The following is a 16,012-nucleotide window of genomic DNA, read 5'->3' on the forward strand; positions in this document are numbered from 1 at the left end:
AACTCAGTGAGTCGGTCTGCGCATTCGTTCAGTCGGTTGGGAACGGGACCTTTGTGAGGTTCTGGGTCAACTCCCACATTCGCCTGGCGTCGTCGGTGCTGCGCAGGCGCGAGTAGAGCTTCTGCTCGGCGGGTCGCCCACCGAGGCCGCGTATGCCGTTGGGTCCGAAGAGCTTCCCTCCTTGTTCCCCGGGGGTGGTGGCGGCCATGAGCGCGGGCAGACCTGCGGTGGCAACCGTTCCCATGATGCCGACCCTGGACAGGAAGGTGATCAGCCCGCGTGCGCGCACCGCCTGGGTGCGTCCGATCTCGGGGCGCACGTCGAGCAGACTGGTGGGGGCGACACCGGGGTGGGAGAGGTTTGCGGTGATGCCCCAGCCGTTCGCCTTGCTGCGCCGGTCGAGCTCGAGCCCGAAGAGGCCGTAGGCGATCTTGGAGTGGGAGTACGCGCCCATGCTGTCGTAGGAGCGCTCCCAGTTCGGGTCATCCCAGTTCACAGCTCCCTGATTCGCAGCGATGCTGATCTGCAGCGTGACTCGCGCTTCACCCTCGCGCAGGAGCGGCAGTAGATGGCTGATGAGGGCCGCGTGGCCGAGGTGGTTCGTGCCGAATTGAATCTCGAATCCGTCCTGGGTGACCTGTCGTTCGGGCGGGTGCATGATGCCGGCGTTTCCGATGAACATGTGGATCGGGTGGCCCTCGTTCCTGAGGGTTTCGCCAAGCGCTGCCGTGGAGTCCAGCGAAGACAGGTCCAGGTCTCGCAGCGACACTCTGGCCGTGGGGGTCCGTTCACGGATCGTCGCGAGCGCGGCTTCCCCCTTGCGTGGATTGCGCACCGGGAGGACGAGGTCTGCTCCGGCTGCGGCGAGTCGAGTCGCAATGACCACGCCCATACCGTCGCTGCCGCCGGTGAGGACGACCCGTTTGCCGGTGAGCTCGGGGACGGAGAGATCAATGGGGGTACGGGCCATGAGGGTCACCTTCTCTTGCCTGTGGGGCTGGTCTGCCCGCGTGTCGAGGTGTCTCAAGCCTGAGCAGGTAACACGTCCAGATCCAGGACCTCCCGATCAGTGGCTGAGCCGCGTCGGTCGTTCATTCGCGCAGGGGTGGACCGGCGGACCCTGGCTACGGGCCCACCGTGGGCGGGAGACTGGAGAGGAGGAAAGGACGCGCATGGAGATAGATCGGGTCGCGCTGGCAGAGTTCTTACGCCACCGCCGAGGAGTTCTACAGCCCGAAGACGTGGGAATGCCCCGCGGGGTGCGTCGCCGTACCGGCGGTTTGCGCCGCGAGGAGGTAGCGGCGTTGTGCCACATGTCGCCCGACTACTACGCAAGACTCGAGCGAGCACGTGGTCCGCACCCTTCAGAGCAGATGATCGCATCGATGGCGCAGGGCCTTCACCTGACTCATCACGAGCGTGATCATCTCTTCCGTCTCGCCGGCCATACGCCTCCGCCGAGTGGCACAGCGAATGAGCAACACATCGCGCCGGGCCTCCTTCGGATCCTCGACCGACTCGACGACAGCCCTGCCGAGATCGTCACCGAACTCGGCGAGACCCTCCGGCAGACGCGGATGGGCGTCGCGCTCACCGGCGACCTCACTGCCTACACCGGCCCCTCACGCAGCATCGGTTATCGGTGGTTCACCGACCCCACCGCCCGGTCGCGCTATGCGAGTGAAGACCATGGTCGACTCTCTCGCGTGTTCGTCGCCGGCTTGCGCGAAGCCACCGCAAGACGCGGCCCTGATTCCTACGCCGCATACCTTGCCGGGGCCCTCGCCGGTGAGTCTGAGGAGTTCCGCGCTCTCTGGGATCTCCATGAGGTGGGGCTCCGCCCCGCGCCCGGGAAGCGCTTCATCCACCCTGAGGTTGGGCTCCTGGATCTGGCTTGTCAGACTCTCGCGGACCCCGAGCAGTCGCACCTTCTCCTGGTCTACACCGCGAAGCCCGGCAGTGAGAGCCACGAGAAGCTCCAGTCGCTCTCCGTCATTGCTGGCGCGCAGCGCTGATCTCCCGGTCGAGGCGGCAGCGCCGTCGCTCCTGAAGAAATAGCCCTACGTGTCGGGACGTGGTGGAGTTCCGGTTGAACGTCTGGCGTTGATGACGCCGCGGAGGAGCGCGTCACGACCCGTGCGGCTGGGGCGCGGTACCAGGAGCCGAGGGCATCAATCGTCGACGTAGGTTCTCGATGCGCGTGCTATCCGTGCCACGAGATCATCCGGGACCGGCTTGCGCGGTGCGAAGGTGATTCCGGTCTTGCTCGCCTTGAGGCCTGCTTCTGCTATCTCTTCGGCGTGATCTGAGATCGCGGGGGCAAGGAAGTACAGCCCGACCTGCTTGCTGAACGCCGCGTAGCTCGCGACGACCGTGCCTTGGATCCTGAACCCCGGCATGTTGTACGCCGTCATCTCCTCTGCTTCCGGCAGGGCCCCGCGCAGCAGATCCCGCAGGTGAGCGAGAACGGGGCGGAACGCCTCAGGTGCTGCGGCGATGTATGCATCGTGGTCGGTGATAGTGGCCATGTCTCCGCCATCCTCTCAGCTGTGGGAATTCTAGCCTCGTCCGTTCGCCGGAATCCATGAGCGGGTTCGGGGAGGGAGGCGTGATCCGCACGGCCGGCGACTGTCCACGCATTGACGGGTGTTCGTGTGATTCCCCGACGTGTTTCAGGCTGCAGTCCGAAGGGCAGCTCACTTAAGGAAGGGGGACGTTGTTCGACGACGGAATGCGGTGGAGTTCCGGTCCGACAACTGATTCTCCTGCGCCGAGGACGAGCGAGGCTCGGGGCGTGAGGTCAGAGCACCCCGCGCCGCGCTGCGTGCTTGCGGTAGATCGTCACGGCGGAGGCCACTCGCGGGTGCGTGTCGTCGTCGAGCAGGTCGGCGATACCGAGGCCACGTGCCACGTCGGCATCCGACCCCTTCTTGATGAACCAGAGCGGGGCGGTGACGGCGGATCGCCGGCGGAGGGGGTCCTCCGAGCGGGCGAGGTCCTCGAGGATCGAGAACGCGCATGCGCCGACGAGGATCGGCCACCCCAGCACGCGGGGCGCCGCGCGATCGACCATGTCCCACGTCGTGATCGCGTCGTGGTGATCGAGGTAGACGGCGGCAAGGTTCGCGCGCTCGTCGTCGGTGAGCCGGCGCCGGGCGCGGAAGTCGAGGATGCAGAAGGCGGCGAGCCGTGGCTCGTACGCCGGGTGCGCGAGCAGTCGTTCGAGCTCGTCCTGCGGAAGTCCGGTCGCGCGCTTGGCGATGTCGAACAGCGTCCCCATCCGGACGCCGAGGACGGGCTCGTCCGGCGAGACCCGTGTCCGTGTCCGAGCGACCTCTCCGGGGTCGGCCGCGTCCTGCAGCGAGGCGACGAGGTCCTGCGCCGTCGTCGGCGAGCTAGCCATGGCTCGACCCTAGGGCGCCGGTGCCGCCAGCTCCGGCGGTTCCGGCGTCAGGCGACCAGGAACTGGGCGACGGGCTCGGCCTGGTAGTGCTCGGCGAGCGGCTTGCCGAGGTGGGGGTCGGGGCGGCTCGGGTCGGCGCCGCGGCTGATGAGGGCACGAAAGATCCGGGTGAGGTCGTCGACGAGCTCGGGGTTGAGCGGCTTGGGGTCCACCCAGTCCGGGTCGCTGTGGCGGTAGGACGGGAGAATCTGCCGCGCGTCGAGCACGGCGCGTGCCAGTGAGGAGTTGCCGTAGGAGTCGAGGGCCTGTACGTCGGCGCCGGAGTCGAGCAGCAGCTCGAGCGCGGCGAACGCGGCATCGGACGTCTCGGCCGAGTTGCGCAGCTGCCAGGGGTTCTCCTCGCGCCAGGTGGGACGCAGCCAGCGCGACCGCATGACGGCCGCCATGATCGCGTCGTGGAGGACCGGCATCGCCCACGGCTCTCGTTCGCCGTGCTCGATGTAGTTCGGGTCGGCGCCGTGGTCGAGGAGCAGGGCGCCGATCTCGAACTCACCGGTGCGGTACGCGACCTGAAGGGGTGACTGCCCCTGGTACTTCTTCGGTGGCGCGGAGGCGGCGAGCGTGACCATGTCCGGGTTCTTTGCCAGTCGCGCCCGGACGGCGTCGACGTCCCCCGCGACGATCTCCTTGAAGGCGATCTGCATGCTGCTCCCCGTTGTCCGTGCCCGGCCCGAAACGCCGTTGTCGCGTCAATGTAGCGTCGCCCGGGGCGTGCCGGACCTCCGGCTGCCCCGACCGATCTGGAGACGGGACGACATGACCGTGACACCGCACGTGGTCCGCCGGGGCGAGGGCGTCCCGATCGTCGCCGTCCACGGCAACGGCGTCGATCACCGCCTGCTGCTCGCGCTCGACGACGACCTGGCGGCCGCGGGGTCCGTCGAGCGCATCTACCTCGACCTGCCGGGCTTCGGCGGGACACCGGCGCTCGACGGCGACGGCGGGCTCCCGGAGCTCGCCGACTGGCTGGTCGCGACGGTGCGCGAGCTCGTCGGCTCCGATCGTTTCGCGCTGCTCGGCAACTCGCTCGGCGGGCTCCTCGCCCGGCACGTCGCCGCCCAGCTGCCCGACCAGGTGCTCGGGCTCGCTCTCCTCGCGCCCGTCGTGGACCCGGAACCGTCACACCGGACCACGCCTGAACACATCGTGCTCGAGCGCGACGACGACCTCCTGGCGACGCTGACCGCGGACGACCGGGAGGAGTTCGCCGGCGTGACGGTCCGCCAGGTTCCCGCCGTGTGGGAGTCGTACGCGGAGCATGCGCTGCCGGGGATCCGCGCGGCCGATCCGCGCGCGATGGAGCGACTCTCACGGCGCTACGTCCTCACGGCGACGCCCGAGACGCCGGGGACGACGACGAACACCCGCGACTGGCCGACCCTCATCGTGGCCGGGCGGCAGGACCACGTCGTCGGCCATCTCGACCAGGCCGAGCTCGCTGCTCTGTATCTGCGCGCGACCTACCTCGCGGTCGACGCGGCGGGGCACAACGTCCATCTCGAGCAGCCGGAGCTGGTCGGCGACGCCGTCCGCGACTGGGCGCGTATACTCTTGGTATGACAGTGACGACGATCAAGGTCACCGCGGAGACTCGTGACCGGTTGAAGGGGCAGGCCGCCGCGTCCGGTCGCACTCTCGGCGAGTACGTGGCGCACCTTGCGGACAAGGCGGATCGGGACGCTCGCTTTGCCGAGATCCGCGCGGCGCACGACTCGACCTCGCCCGAGATGATGGAGAGCTACTGGCGGGAGAGTCGCGAGTGGCTCGACGCTGATCTTGGCGCGTGAGCCCCGTCGTTCAGGGGACTGTGCTGTGGGGGTACCTCGACCCCACGGTCGGGAAGGAGCAGTCCGGGCGTCGCCCGCTCGTCGTCGTGTCCTCGGAGGACTACAACTCCCTGGTGACCGGGCTGCTCGTCGTCGTGCCGGTGACGCGTGTCGGACGCGGGTGGCCCAATCACGTCGAGCTGGTCGGCAGTCTGGGCGGGCTGACAGGCTTCGCGATGACGGAGCAGCCGCGGACCGTGAGTCGTGACCGGTGCGGCGAAGTCATCGGCCTGGTCGATGTCGCGTGTCTCAGGATGATCCTGCGGTACCTGGCCGACTTCCTCGGTCTGGACTGACTCCGGGCGCCCCCGCTCAGCCCTCCCTGATCTTCACGCCGGCCCGGGGCGTCCCGCGCACCCGACGCAGGTGGTCGCCTCCGGCCGGACCGCGAGCCGTGCCGACGGGATCGGGCGGCCGCACACCGCGCAGAGTCCGCCCTCGCCCCGGTCGCGCCGGGCGATAGCCCCGTCGATCTCCTCGAGCGCCTCGAGCCGCATCCGCCGCAGTCCCTCGAGCCGCGACCACTGGACGGACAACGGCTCGCCCTCGGGGTCGTGCTCGTCGTCGTCGGACCCGCCCCGGCGCGCGTTCCGGAGCGCGTCGAGCGTGTCCTCGACCTCCACCAGATTCGCTGCCGCCTTCGCGCGGCGAGCCCCGAGGCTGTCGCCGTCGGTGGGCGGCCCCGCGTCGCTCCCCGTCATCGACCCAGTCTGCCCCGGAGGGCTGGTGCGACAGAGCCGGACGGGCGTCGTCGTCGGCTCGTCCGGGGCGATCCCGCGCCACAATGGCGCGTGCCCACGACCTCCACGTCCGACGATGATCCCTCCGTCCGGGGCGCCCTCGTGGTCGACATCCGCCGGGTCGACGCGCACCCCGGTGACCAGCTGGACCTGGACCGCCGGGTCGAGGTCCCCGCGGACGCGATGCTCTCGGACGTTCTCAGCCTCGTGGTCGAGCCGTTCCTCCGGATCGCTCCGCGGTCGAACTGGCGCGTGAGGGCTCGGGTCGAGGGTCGGTGGGCCGACGTCGGGACGGCGATGTGGGACTCGAGTCGGCAGAGCCTCGCCGCGGAGCTGACCGCGCCGGACCGACCCGCGCGTGAGATTTCCGCCAGGTCGGTTCTCGAGATCGCCTGCCCGGCACTCCCGTACGGTCCGCGGAGGGCATAGGCGCCGCGCTGGCCCTACTCGCCGAACCGGTGGCATGGTGAGGACGAGAGCAGACCAGAGCAGTCCACACGGCCTCGAGGAGTCTTCGGCGATGAGCTTTTCCGTCTACCTGTCCGGCGAGATCCACACCGACTGGCGCGACGAAATCCGGCGTGGCGCGGAGGCCGCCGGCCTAGACGTCACGTTCAGCGCGCCGGTGACCGACCACCCCGCGAGCGACGCGGCTGGCGACCACCTCGGCGAGACCCCGAGCCAGTTCTGGCGCGACCACCAGTCCGCGAAGGTCAACGCCATCCGCACGCGCACCCTCATCGAGCAGAGCGACCTGGTCGTCGTGCGTTTCGGGGACAAGTACAAGCAGTGGAACGCGGCCTTCGACGCCGGCTACTGCGCCGCGCTCGGCAAGCCCTACGTCACCCTCCACGACGAGGACATCATCCACGCGCTCAAGGAGGTCGACGCAGAGGCGAAGGCCTGGTGCACGACCACCGACCAGGTCGTGGAGACCCTGCGATACGTGCTGCAGGGGTAGGGCCGGGAGGCGGCCGCCGGCCGCCCGCCGGTCGACCTTGAGCTCGGCTCCGCGCAGCAGCTCGACGGCCTGGTCGCCGAGCGTCGGTAGGGACGATCCGATCGGATCGGATCGGCACGGTCGGGCGCTACTCGGTCCGGCCGACGATGCTGGTGGTCGGAGGGAGCACCCGTGATCGACCATCTCAACCGCCTCGTCGACGCGATCGAGTCGGACCTCGGTACTGATCCCGACGTCGACGGGCTCGCCCGTCGCCACGGCACGACCGGGTACCACCTGAGGCGCATGTTCTCCTCGCTCGCCGGCATGCCGGTGAGCGAGTACGTGCGTCGACGGCGGATGACGCTCGCCGCGTCGGACCTGATCGGGGACGACGATCTCCTGACGATCGCCGTGCGCCACGGGTACGGATCGACCGAGGCCTTCGGCCGCGCCTTCCGTGCCGTGCACGGCGTGAGCCACGGCGAGGTGCGTCGGCACGGCGGCCCCCTCCGCAGCCAGCCACAGCTCAGGTTCCGCCTGACCGTCGAAGGGAGCACCCCCATGGACGCCCGCATCACCGAACGACCCGCCTTCCGACTCGTCGGCCACGCCGCTCGCGTGCCCCTCATCCACGAGGGCGTCAACCCGCACATCGTCGAGCACGTCGAGGCCATCCCGTCAGCCGAGCACGCCCGGCTCAAGGCCCTCGGCACCGGTGAACCGGCGGGGTTGCTCCAGGTCAGTGCGGACGTCGATCCCGACTACACGGAGGGCACCGAGCTCACCTACCTGCACGGTGTGGCCATCGACGCCGGGACGGAGGTCCCCGACGACCTCGACGCGCTGGACATGCCCGCCGGCGCGTGGGCCGTCTTCCGGACCTCAGGCGAACACCCGGCTGCGCTACAGGCGGCATGGGCCGCGACGGCCACCGAGTGGTTCCCTTCCAACCCGTGGCGCCTGCGACCCGGCCCGTCGATCGTCGCGGTCCTCGAGCGCGCCGACGACTTCAGCACAGCTACCTGCGAGCTGTGGCTTCCCGTCGAGCGCGAGTGATCGGGACCCTCCTGCCGCGTCATCTCTTGGCGTCGCCCCTGCTCGCCGCTGCGGCCGACGCGGGCCGTCTCCGCCGTTGCGTCGGCTTGCGTGGTCGATAGGACGACCCCAGGTGCGACGGGTGCTACGGTTGACACGTGGCCACCGACGTCTCGCACCGGGAGTTCCGCAACCGCAGCGGCGAGGTCCTGCATGCCGTCGCTGCCGGTGAGTCGTACACGGTGACGAGCCGGGGGAAACCCGTCGCTCGGCTGGTCCCGATCACCGGGACTGCTGATGACCTGCCGCTGCACCGGCCCGCATCGACGCGCGGAGGGTTCTCCGACCTGCTCCGGTACTCGGTCGGGACGACGAGCGCCGAGACGATCGACGACCTGCGGGGCGAGCGTTGACGAAGTATTACCTCGATACGTCGGCAGCGGCCAAGTTGCTGGTCGAAGAGCACGAGAGCGCGCCGCTTGCCGCCTGGGCCGACGATGCCGACGTCATCCTGGTAGCCACGCACCTTCTCGAGACCGAGATGCGTCGGTTCGCGAATCGCCATGTTCTGCCGCAGGCCGCAGTGTCGGCGATCCTCGAACGGGTCGACCTTCATGACCTGCCACCGAGCCTTTTCCGTGAGGCGGGATTGCTGGCCGGCACGATGCTGCGCTCCCTCGACGCCCTGCACCTGGCCGCCGCGATCCGCCTGGACGTCGAAGCCCTGGTCACCTACGACAACCGCCTCGCAGGGGCGGCCGAGGAGCTGGGCATGCGGGTGCGTGCTCCGGCAGCGTGAGTGTCGGCCCGTGGGCACTCGCACGTTCCGCGTCGTGCGCGACCGACCGTGACTCCCGTGCCCGTGCCCGTGCCCGTGCCCGTGCCCGTGCCCTCGTCAGGAGAACCGGACGAACGCGCGCACCGGGTGTTCGAGCTCGTGGGCGGCGGTGAATCCCAGCGACGTGTAGAAGGCGTGCTGCCCGGGCTCGTCGTCGGTGATGAGCACCTGCTGGCGCACGTGCGCGAACGGGGAGAACGCGAGCCGGACCAGCTCGCGGCCGATGCCCCCGCGGCGGTGACCCGGATCGACGAGGACGTCCTGCAGGTAGGCGATCGTGTGCCCGTCGCCGACCACTCGCGCGAGCCCGACGAGGCGTCCGTCCTCCCGTGCCGTCGCCACGGAGGCCGAGCCGGCGACGGCGGCCGCCAGCCGGTCCGGGTCCCGCGTGTAGGCGGTCCACCCGACGGCGTCGTACAGCTCGGTGAGCTCGTCCCCCTCGGGGGTCGCGTCGAGCTCGTAGGTCGGTGGCATGCGGTCATCGTCCCAGGGCGTCTGGCGAGCTCGCGCTGGCATTGAGCGCAGCAATGATGCCGTCGTCGCCGCGCGCACGCCGTTCCACACGTCCCCGGATGACGACGCCGTCCACAGCCCTCCTCCCGTGCCCCGTACCGGGAGTCGTCGCTCCGCAACGATCACGTCATGGGAATTCGCTACTACGCCTACGCATTCGACGCCTCACGCACTCAGCGTGCGCTCGCCGACCCGTACTCGGTCATCGGCGCGGACCCCCTCGCCGACGCGTGGGGCCTGGTGCCGTTCGCGGGCGGCGGATCGACGAACTTTCAACGGTCCGTGCCCAAGCGAGACCTGCTGTGCCTGGACAAGGCATGGTCCGAGCTGCAGGCCATGACCGCGGGTCCCGGCGGTAGTTCGTCGGGTGCTCGGCCCGCCTACCGGATGTTTGAGGGTGCGGTCCGGTGGACCGAGCTCGGTTGGGACGCATGGGTTCGCGCGATCACCCCCAGCGAGGCGGACATGATCCTGCCGGACCTGCGCCGGCTGGTCGATTCCTACGTGCCCGTGCACTCCGACCCGGCTGTGACAGCCGGCGGAGAGATCGAGAAGTGGGCCGACTACGTCGGTGCGCACCTCGACGCCGCGCACGAGTTCGTCGACGGTGTGGTGAGGGACGGTCGTGGGTTCGCCTACCTCATCGGGTGAACGGCACGTCGTCGTGGCAGCTGTGTCGCAGGAACTCGACTCACACGACTCGCTTTCAGGGTGGGGGCGGTCGGCACGACGAGAGGCTCCTCGAGTGCTAGCGTCTGTGATAGCACCTGGAGGTGGTCGCGTGGCATCCATCGTCGTCCGCGGGCTCGACGAGTCTGTGAAGGATCAGCTGGCAGCTCAGGCCAAGGAGCACGGCCGCTCGATGGAGGCAGAAGTGCGAGAGATTCTCACTCGTGAGGCCCGCCGCCCCCATATCGGCCGCGCCCTGATGGAGGCCGCTCGCCTTGCCGGCGGAGTGGACGAGCTCCCCGTGCCCGAGCGGAGCGACGTCGCACGGTCGGTGGATCTGTCGTGATCGTGCTGGACACCAACGTCATCTCCGAGGTGTTCCGGCTCCGGCCCGACGATCGTGTCCTGGGCTGGCTCGAGTCGCTCTCGGGCGACGTTGCCGTCACAGCGATCACCATCGCCGAGCTGTTGGCGGGTGTGCGGAGGCTTTCTCCCGGTAGGCGCCGCACAGACCTCGGTCTGAGGATCGACCTGGCCCTGCGGCCGTACCGCGAGACATCGGCGATCCTCGCCTTCGACGACGCGGCTGCCGAGCAGTACGCCGAGGTGCTCCATGAGCGAGCGGCGCGGGCGATGCCGATCAGCACGGCTGACGCCCAGATCGCGTCGATCTGTCGGTCGCGCGGAGCCACGTGTGCGACCCGGAACGTCAAGGACTTCGCGCATACCGGAATCAACCTGGTCGACCCATGGAGTGCCGGATGACAGTCACGCTTCGCCCGCTCGCCGTCGAGGACGCATCGCCGATGGCGAGCGTCCTCGCCGACCCCGGGCTGTACGAGTTCACCGGTGGCGAGCCGCCGTCGGCCGACGAGCTCCGACGGCGGTACACGGCGCAGGTGCGCGGCGGTCCGGCGGACGGGAGCGAGGTCTGGCTCAACCGCGTCGTGCTCGTCGGCCCGGAGCGGGAGCCCGCCGGCTACGTCCAGGCCACGATCACCGACGACGGCGCGACGGCCGAGATCGCCTGGGTGATCGGCGCGCCCTGGCAGCGGCGCGGGTACGCGGGGCACGCGGCGCAGCTCCTCGTGGCCGAGCTCGCGGAGCGCGGAGTGACCGCCCTCGTCGCCCACGTCCACCCGGACCACCACGCCTCCGCCCGGATCGCCGAACGCCTCGGCCTCACCCGCACGGACGTCGTCGTCGACGGGGAGATCCGGTGGGAAGGGGCGCCGAGGGAGGACGTCTGAGAATCTCTCCCATCCGGTTGTCGATTCCGCACATCCTCGTCCGTCATGCTCATGAGGTCGCGACCGCGGCCCGGCCGGCGGACCGCGCCGGCCCCAGCACAGGAGGTGGGAACGATGCCCAAGTTCGTGGTTCTACTGATGGCCGACGGCGACGAGAAGGCGTGGGACACGCAGACCCCCGAGGAGCAGGGGGCGCTGATGGAGAAGTTCGGCGCCTTCGGCGAGGCCTGCGCCGCGCGCGACGGGGTGGAGATCCTCTCCGGGGAGGCCCTCGCCGACGGCGACGCCGCCAGCACGGTGCGCACGCGCGACGGGCGCCTCACCCACACCGACGGCCCGTTCGCCGAGGCCGTCGAGCAGCTCGGCGGCTTCTACCTCCTCGAGGCACCTGACCGGGAGACCGTCGTCGAGCTCCTCGCCGTGCTGCCGGCGTACGACATGCAGATCAACCCGGTGCAGGAGATGTGAGGGTGCGCCGCTACCTCGTGCTCATCGCCTACGAGCCGTGGGACTGGTCCACGGCCACCGAGGAGCAGCGGGACGCGTTCTTCGCCCAGCACGGTGCGTTCTCCGCGTTCGTCGCCGAGCACGGCCGGGAGATCGCGAGTGCGGCGCTCGGGGACGCGGAGACCGCGACCACGGTGCGCCACGTCGACGGGCAGGTCGTCGTCACCGACGGCCCGTTCGCCGAGACCGCCGAGATGATCGGCGGCTACTACGAGCTCGAGCTGCCGGACCTCGACACGGCGATCGCCGCCGTGTCCCTCCTGCCGCCGAGCTACTCCCTCGAGATCCGACCGGTCGTCGACGTCGCGTGACCCAGGACGTGCTGGCGCGCGTGGTGCGCGAGGAGTGGGGCCGGCTCGTGGCCCTGCTCCTCGCGCGCTACCGGCGCCTCGACCTCGTCGAGGACGCCCTCGCCGACGCCGTCGAGGCCGCCGCGCGCACGTGGCCTGACGGCGGCGTGCCGGACAGCCCGGCCGCGTGGCTCCACCGCGCGGCCGGCCGGCGCGTCCTCGACCAGCTCCGGGCCGAGGCGATGCGGCAGCGCCGTGCACCGCTCCTCGTGACCGAGGCCGAGCACCGCGCCGACCGGGCGGGCGTGCGGGCGGACACGGGCGACCTCGTCGAGGACGACGTCCTGCGCCTCGTCCTCATGTGCACGCACCCGGCCCTTGCCCCGGAGGTCGCTGCCGCACTCGCCCTGCGACTCGTCCTCGGCATCACCACGCACGACGTCGCGAAGCTCTTCCTCGTGCCCGAACCGACGATGGCGGCCCGGATCACCAGGGCGAAGAAGAAGATCGTGGCCGCCGGCATCCCGTTCGCCGTCCCCGACGCGAGCCTGTTGCCCGAGCGCCTCGACTCGGTGGCGCAGACCGCCTACCTCGCCTTCACCGCCGGGTACGCGCCCGGCAGCGGTCCTGACCTGCTGCGCACGGACCTCGCGGGCGAGGCGGTCCGCCTCGTCCGCGTGACCCGGGCGCTGCGCCCCGACGAGCCCGTCCTCACCGCGCTCCTCGCCCTCGTGCTCCTGCAGCACTCGCGGCGCGACGCCCGGGTGGGGCCCGGCGGTGAGCTCGTCCTGCTCGCCGACCAGGACCGCGCGCTCTGGCGCCGGGCCGAGATCGACGAGGGGCTCGACCTGCTCGAGACCCTCGCGGAGCCGCGCCCCATGTCCCCGGCGGCGGCCGGGTACCTCCTCCAGGCACGGATCGCCGCGGAGCACGCCACGGCACCGACACCGGTCGACGTGAGGTGGACGCGCATCGTCGGGTACTACGACCTGCTGCTGCGCGTGACGCCGTCGCCGGCTGCCGAGCTCGCCCGCGCCGTCGCGGTCGCCGAGGCCTCGGGCCCGGAGGACGGGCTGCGCGCCGTCGACGGTGTGGACATGCCCGGCAGCCACCGGCCCGCCGCTGTCCGGGCCGAGCTGCTCGCCAGGCTCGGCCGCACGGGAGCGGCCCGCGCCGCCTACGCGGACGCGATCACGTTGTGCCGCAACGACGCCGAGCTCGCCCACCTGCGCGGACGACTCGCGCAGCTCGCCGAGGCGTGAGGGGGCCGCCCGGTGCCGCGGTGCCGGGCGACCGTCGGCAGCCCCGGTGCCGCCGGCCGCCGGCGGCCCCGGGCGCCGGGCTCGGCACCGTACGCGGTCCGCCGAGCCCGGCACCATACGCGGTCCGACGGCCCCCGTCAGTCGATCGGCCGCCTCCGGTTGCGTTTGATCTCCGACCGGACCTTCTTCGCGGCCAGGCGGCGCCGCTGGGATCCGCGGGTCGGTCTGGTCGGTCGACGCACGGTGGGCGGCATGACGGCGTCCCGCAGGAGCGCCGCGAGGCGCAGGCGGGCGGCGCCGCGATTTCGGTACTGGGAGCGGTGCTCTGCCGCCGTCACGGTGAGCACCGCTCCGTCGAGGCGCGTCGCCAGCGCCTCGAGCACCCGTGGCCGCTGGGCGTCTGTCAGCGCGGTCGTCGTCGAGAGGTCGAGGCTCAGCTGGACCCGCGAGTCCGCCGTGTTCACGCCCTGTCCACCTGGACCGGACGCGTGGGAGAACTGCTCCACCAGCTCGCCGGAGGGCACGACGAGGCCCCGCGGGGCACCCGGCCCCGGCGGCACGCGCAGGTCGTCCATGCCTGCCAGCATGGCGCACCGCTTCGTCGTCTCAGAGGCGGCAGCACGTGTGGCGTCACCCGCCCGTTCCCGTGCGACCGGAGCGACTCCCGGTTTGCACGTCACTGTCTGCTGAGTAACGTAGGCGCGACTGTCAGGTGCACCACACGAGTCGGTCGCAAACGGATCGTGGCCGGCGACTCCACGATCGAAGGAGCCGACCACCGATGCTCAATCGACTGCACGACCTCCTGCGCCTCCGGACATCGCCCGCGATCTTCTTCGGCTCGGCGGCGATCCTCATCGGCTTCGTCATCATCACGATCGTCTTCACGGGCCCCCTCGACTCCGCCGTGGGCGCCGCCTCGAGCTGGCTGATGACGAACCTCGGCTGGTTCTACATCCTCGGCGTGACGGTCTTCCTCGCGTTCCTCATCTTCATCGCCGTCGGCCGGTTCGGCCGGGTCAAGCTGGGGCCCGACGACGAACCCCCCGAGCACTCGGGGCCCGCCTGGTTCGCCATGCTGTTCGCCGCGGGGATCGGCAGCATCCTCATGTTCTGGGGGGTGGCCGAGCCGATCAGCCACTTCGGGGATCCGCCGCGCGGGGCGTCCCTCGGCATCGAGCCGTCGACGACGGCTGCTGCGGCCGACGCCATGAACTTCACCTTCTACCACTTCACGCTTCACACCTGGACGATCTTCACGCTGCCCGCCCTGTGCTTCGCGTACTTCATCCACAAGCGCAACCTGCCCCCGCGCGTGAGCTCGATCTTCCAGCCGCTGCTGGGTGAGCGGATCCACGGGCCGATCGGCAAGCTCATCGACATCGTCGCCATCGTCGGCACCGTCTTCGGCATCGCCGTCTCGGTCGGCCTCGGCACGCTGCAGATCAACGGCGGTCTGTCCCAGCTGTGGGGCGTGCCCGAGAACGCCGCCTGGCAGCTCATCATCATCTCGGTGGTGTGCGGCGTCGCCCTCATCTCGGTGGCGCTCGGCCTGGAGAAGGGCATCAAGGTCCTCTCGAACGCCAACATCGTCATGGCCGTGGCCCTGCTCCTCTTCGTCCTGTTCGCGGGGTCCACCCTGTTCGTCCTCAAGGGCACGATCGAGTCCCTCGGGTCCTACCTCGTCAACCTGCCCGAGCTCGCCTTCTGGAACGACACGTTCGCGGACACCGGGTGGCAGAACACGTGGACCGTCTTCTACTGGGCCTGGACGATCACGTGGTCGCCGTTCGTCGGGATCTTCATCGCCCGCATCTCCAAGGGCCGCACGATCCGCCAGTTCGTCTCCGGCGTGCTCGCGATCCCGGCGGGGTTCTCGGTGATCTGGTTCGGCATCTTCGGCTTCTCTGCCTTCGACATCGAGCTGAACGGCGAGGGGGGACTCGTCGAACGAGTCGTCGACCAGGAGGACGTCCCGGGCGCCCTGTTCGCGTTCCTCGAGCACTACCCGGGGGCCGGGGTCATCTCGGTCATCGCGATCATCCTCGTGGTGATCTTCTTCGTCACCTCGGTGGACTCCGCCGCGCTCGTGACCGACACGATGGCGAACGGGCACGAGGACTTCAACCCGCTCGGTCAGCGCATCTTCTGGGCGATCGCCGTCGGCCTCATCACCGCCACCCTGCTCGTGTTCTCCGGGCAGGGCGGGCTCAAGGCGCTCGAGTCGACGATCATCCTCGTCGGACTCCCGTTCTTCGTCATCGCGTACTTCCAGATGTACGCCCTCATGCGCGCGCTGCGGGAGGACGCGGGCGAGCTCCCGCCGATCCGGACGAGGCGCTGGAAGAAGGTCCTGCCCCCGGAGGAGCTCGAGCGCCGGCACGACGAGGACGAGCACGACACGACCGACGTGGTCGTCACCCCCGAGGCCGCGGAGGAGGCGCCCGAGATGCGCGACCCGTACGTCGAGCGGCCATCGAGGCGGTGGCGCCGCGAGAAGGGGCGGACGCTGTCGGCCCGCACGGGCAGCGCGCCGAAGGAGTACGGCCGGGCCGTCGACATCGACGACCCGCGCTGACGGCCGACCGACGGCGACGTCTGGTCCCGTCGGCCGACGACACATTCGTCGGCCGACAGGACCGTCGTCGCGTGGCGGGGGCCGGGTGCGTTACCGCT

At 70.3% G+C, this 16,012-nt stretch carries 24 protein-coding genes; 17 read left to right on the forward strand and 7 right to left on the reverse strand.

Features of this window, described 5'->3' with window-relative positions:
• Nucleotides 1-28: 28 nt before the first annotated feature.
• Complete coding sequence (locus ACPYO6_RS10565) at nt 29-970, reverse strand: SDR family oxidoreductase (RefSeq protein ID WP_425714819.1); 942 nt, start codon at nt 968-970, stop codon at nt 29-31.
• 202 nt (nt 971-1,172) lie between these two features.
• On the opposite strand from ACPYO6_RS10565, the gene ACPYO6_RS10570 reads away from it, so the two are divergent.
• On the forward strand, nt 1,173-2,015 hold the full coding sequence (locus ACPYO6_RS10570; protein WP_425714820.1) for a helix-turn-helix transcriptional regulator: 843 nt from the start codon (nt 1,173-1,175) through the stop codon (nt 2,013-2,015).
• Nucleotides 2,016-2,171: 156 nt separating this feature from the next.
• On the opposite strand, the gene ACPYO6_RS10575 is transcribed toward ACPYO6_RS10570, so the two are convergent.
• The 3 genes from ACPYO6_RS10575 to ACPYO6_RS10585 all read right to left on the reverse strand — a co-directional run bounded on the left by ACPYO6_RS10575 (nt 2,172) and on the right by ACPYO6_RS10585 (nt 4,107).
• On the reverse strand, nt 2,172-2,528 hold the full coding sequence (locus ACPYO6_RS10575; protein ID WP_425714821.1) for an iron chaperone: 357 nt from the start codon (nt 2,526-2,528) through the stop codon (nt 2,172-2,174).
• 272 nt (nt 2,529-2,800) lie between these two features.
• Complete coding sequence (locus ACPYO6_RS10580) at nt 2,801-3,403, reverse strand: DNA alkylation repair protein (RefSeq protein WP_425714822.1); 603 nt, start codon at nt 3,401-3,403, stop codon at nt 2,801-2,803.
• A gap of 47 nt (nt 3,404-3,450) precedes the next feature.
• The gene (locus ACPYO6_RS10585; RefSeq protein ID WP_425714823.1) at nt 3,451-4,107 is read right to left on the reverse strand and encodes a hypothetical protein; all 657 of its coding nucleotides are present in this window, start codon (nt 4,105-4,107) and stop codon (nt 3,451-3,453) included.
• Nucleotides 4,108-4,219: 112 nt separating this feature from the next.
• Between ACPYO6_RS10585 and ACPYO6_RS10590 the strand changes: the two genes are divergently transcribed.
• The 3 genes from ACPYO6_RS10590 to ACPYO6_RS10600 are packed head-to-tail and all read left to right on the forward strand — an operon-like array spanning nt 4,220 to nt 5,585.
• Nucleotides 4,220-5,023: an alpha/beta fold hydrolase gene (locus ACPYO6_RS10590; protein WP_425714824.1), complete on the forward strand. Its 804-nt coding sequence runs from the start codon at nt 4,220-4,222 to the stop codon at nt 5,021-5,023.
• Nucleotides 5,020-5,250, forward strand: a complete 231-nt coding sequence (locus tag ACPYO6_RS10595) for a hypothetical protein (protein WP_425714825.1) — start codon at nt 5,020-5,022, stop codon at nt 5,248-5,250. The genes ACPYO6_RS10590 and ACPYO6_RS10595 overlap by 4 nt, the downstream gene beginning before the upstream one ends.
• Nucleotides 5,251-5,270: 20 nt before the next feature.
• The gene (locus tag ACPYO6_RS10600) at nt 5,271-5,585 is read left to right on the forward strand and encodes a type II toxin-antitoxin system PemK/MazF family toxin (protein ID WP_425714854.1); all 315 of its coding nucleotides are present in this window, start codon (nt 5,271-5,273) and stop codon (nt 5,583-5,585) included.
• 33 nt (nt 5,586-5,618) lie between these two features.
• Here the strand turns inward: ACPYO6_RS10600 and ACPYO6_RS10605 are convergent, their stop codons facing one another.
• A complete protein-coding gene (locus ACPYO6_RS10605) occupies nt 5,619-5,990 on the reverse strand; it encodes a TraR/DksA family transcriptional regulator (RefSeq protein ID WP_425714826.1) in 372 nt (123 codons plus the stop codon).
• A 90-nt stretch (nt 5,991-6,080) separates the two neighbouring features.
• Between ACPYO6_RS10605 and ACPYO6_RS10610 the strand changes: the two genes are divergently transcribed.
• The 5 genes from ACPYO6_RS10610 to ACPYO6_RS10630 all read left to right on the forward strand — a co-directional run bounded on the left by ACPYO6_RS10610 (nt 6,081) and on the right by ACPYO6_RS10630 (nt 8,806).
• Nucleotides 6,081-6,458: a hypothetical protein gene (locus ACPYO6_RS10610; RefSeq protein WP_425714827.1), complete on the forward strand. Its 378-nt coding sequence runs from the start codon at nt 6,081-6,083 to the stop codon at nt 6,456-6,458.
• Between the two features lie 91 nt (nt 6,459-6,549).
• Nucleotides 6,550-6,990, forward strand: coding sequence for a YtoQ family protein (locus ACPYO6_RS10615; RefSeq protein ID WP_425714828.1), 441 nt, complete (start codon nt 6,550-6,552; stop codon nt 6,988-6,990).
• 171 nt (nt 6,991-7,161) lie between these two features.
• Nucleotides 7,162-8,028, forward strand: a complete 867-nt coding sequence (locus ACPYO6_RS10620) for an AraC family transcriptional regulator (RefSeq protein ID WP_425714829.1) — start codon at nt 7,162-7,164, stop codon at nt 8,026-8,028.
• Nucleotides 8,029-8,165: 137 nt separating this feature from the next.
• A complete protein-coding gene (locus ACPYO6_RS10625) occupies nt 8,166-8,420 on the forward strand; it encodes a type II toxin-antitoxin system Phd/YefM family antitoxin (protein WP_425714830.1) in 255 nt (84 codons plus the stop codon).
• Nucleotides 8,417-8,806, forward strand: coding sequence for a type II toxin-antitoxin system VapC family toxin (locus tag ACPYO6_RS10630; RefSeq protein ID WP_425714831.1), 390 nt, complete (start codon nt 8,417-8,419; stop codon nt 8,804-8,806). The genes ACPYO6_RS10625 and ACPYO6_RS10630 overlap by 4 nt, the downstream gene beginning before the upstream one ends.
• Nucleotides 8,807-8,902: 96 nt before the next feature.
• Here the strand turns inward: ACPYO6_RS10630 and ACPYO6_RS10635 are convergent, their stop codons facing one another.
• On the reverse strand, nt 8,903-9,319 hold the full coding sequence (locus ACPYO6_RS10635) for a GNAT family N-acetyltransferase (RefSeq protein ID WP_425714832.1): 417 nt from the start codon (nt 9,317-9,319) through the stop codon (nt 8,903-8,905).
• 168 nt (nt 9,320-9,487) lie between these two features.
• On the opposite strand from ACPYO6_RS10635, the gene ACPYO6_RS10640 reads away from it, so the two are divergent.
• The 7 genes from ACPYO6_RS10640 (at nt 9,488) to ACPYO6_RS10670 (ending at nt 13,336) form a co-directional block, all read left to right on the forward strand.
• The gene (locus ACPYO6_RS10640; protein ID WP_425714833.1) at nt 9,488-10,009 is read left to right on the forward strand and encodes a hypothetical protein; all 522 of its coding nucleotides are present in this window, start codon (nt 9,488-9,490) and stop codon (nt 10,007-10,009) included.
• 130 nt (nt 10,010-10,139) lie between these two features.
• The gene (locus ACPYO6_RS10645) at nt 10,140-10,373 is read left to right on the forward strand and encodes a FitA-like ribbon-helix-helix domain-containing protein (protein ID WP_425714834.1); all 234 of its coding nucleotides are present in this window, start codon (nt 10,140-10,142) and stop codon (nt 10,371-10,373) included.
• Nucleotides 10,370-10,792, forward strand: coding sequence for a type II toxin-antitoxin system VapC family toxin (locus tag ACPYO6_RS10650; RefSeq protein ID WP_425714835.1), 423 nt, complete (start codon nt 10,370-10,372; stop codon nt 10,790-10,792). Before ACPYO6_RS10645 ends, ACPYO6_RS10650 begins: the two co-directional genes overlap by 4 nt.
• Nucleotides 10,789-11,277 carry a GNAT family N-acetyltransferase gene (locus tag ACPYO6_RS10655; RefSeq protein ID WP_425714836.1) on the forward strand — a complete coding sequence of 163 codons (489 nt, stop codon included), beginning with the start codon at nt 10,789-10,791 and terminating at the stop codon, nt 11,275-11,277. The genes ACPYO6_RS10650 and ACPYO6_RS10655 overlap by 4 nt, the downstream gene beginning before the upstream one ends.
• Before the next feature lie 114 nt (nt 11,278-11,391).
• Nucleotides 11,392-11,745, forward strand: coding sequence for a YciI family protein (locus tag ACPYO6_RS10660; RefSeq protein ID WP_425714837.1), 354 nt, complete (start codon nt 11,392-11,394; stop codon nt 11,743-11,745).
• A gap of 2 nt (nt 11,746-11,747) precedes the next feature.
• Nucleotides 11,748-12,095, forward strand: coding sequence for a YciI family protein (locus ACPYO6_RS10665; protein WP_425714838.1), 348 nt, complete (start codon nt 11,748-11,750; stop codon nt 12,093-12,095).
• A complete protein-coding gene (locus ACPYO6_RS10670) occupies nt 12,092-13,336 on the forward strand; it encodes an RNA polymerase sigma factor (protein WP_425714839.1) in 1,245 nt (414 codons plus the stop codon). The genes ACPYO6_RS10665 and ACPYO6_RS10670 overlap by 4 nt, the downstream gene beginning before the upstream one ends.
• Nucleotides 13,337-13,473: 137 nt before the next feature.
• Here ACPYO6_RS10670 and arfB read toward each other — a convergent pair whose 3' ends face one another.
• Nucleotides 13,474-13,911 carry an alternative ribosome rescue aminoacyl-tRNA hydrolase ArfB gene (gene arfB, locus ACPYO6_RS10675; protein ID WP_425714840.1) on the reverse strand — a complete coding sequence of 146 codons (438 nt, stop codon included), beginning with the start codon at nt 13,909-13,911 and terminating at the stop codon, nt 13,474-13,476.
• 206 nt (nt 13,912-14,117) lie between these two features.
• Between arfB and ACPYO6_RS10680 the strand changes: the two genes are divergently transcribed.
• Nucleotides 14,118-15,914, forward strand: a complete 1,797-nt coding sequence (locus ACPYO6_RS10680; protein WP_425714841.1) for a BCCT family transporter — start codon at nt 14,118-14,120, stop codon at nt 15,912-15,914.
• Nucleotides 15,915-16,012 lie beyond the last annotated feature (98 nt).

The sequence above is a fragment of the Georgenia sp. Z1344 genome (genome assembly GCF_049856295.1).
GTDB lineage: Bacteria > Actinomycetota > Actinomycetes > Actinomycetales > Actinomycetaceae > JB111.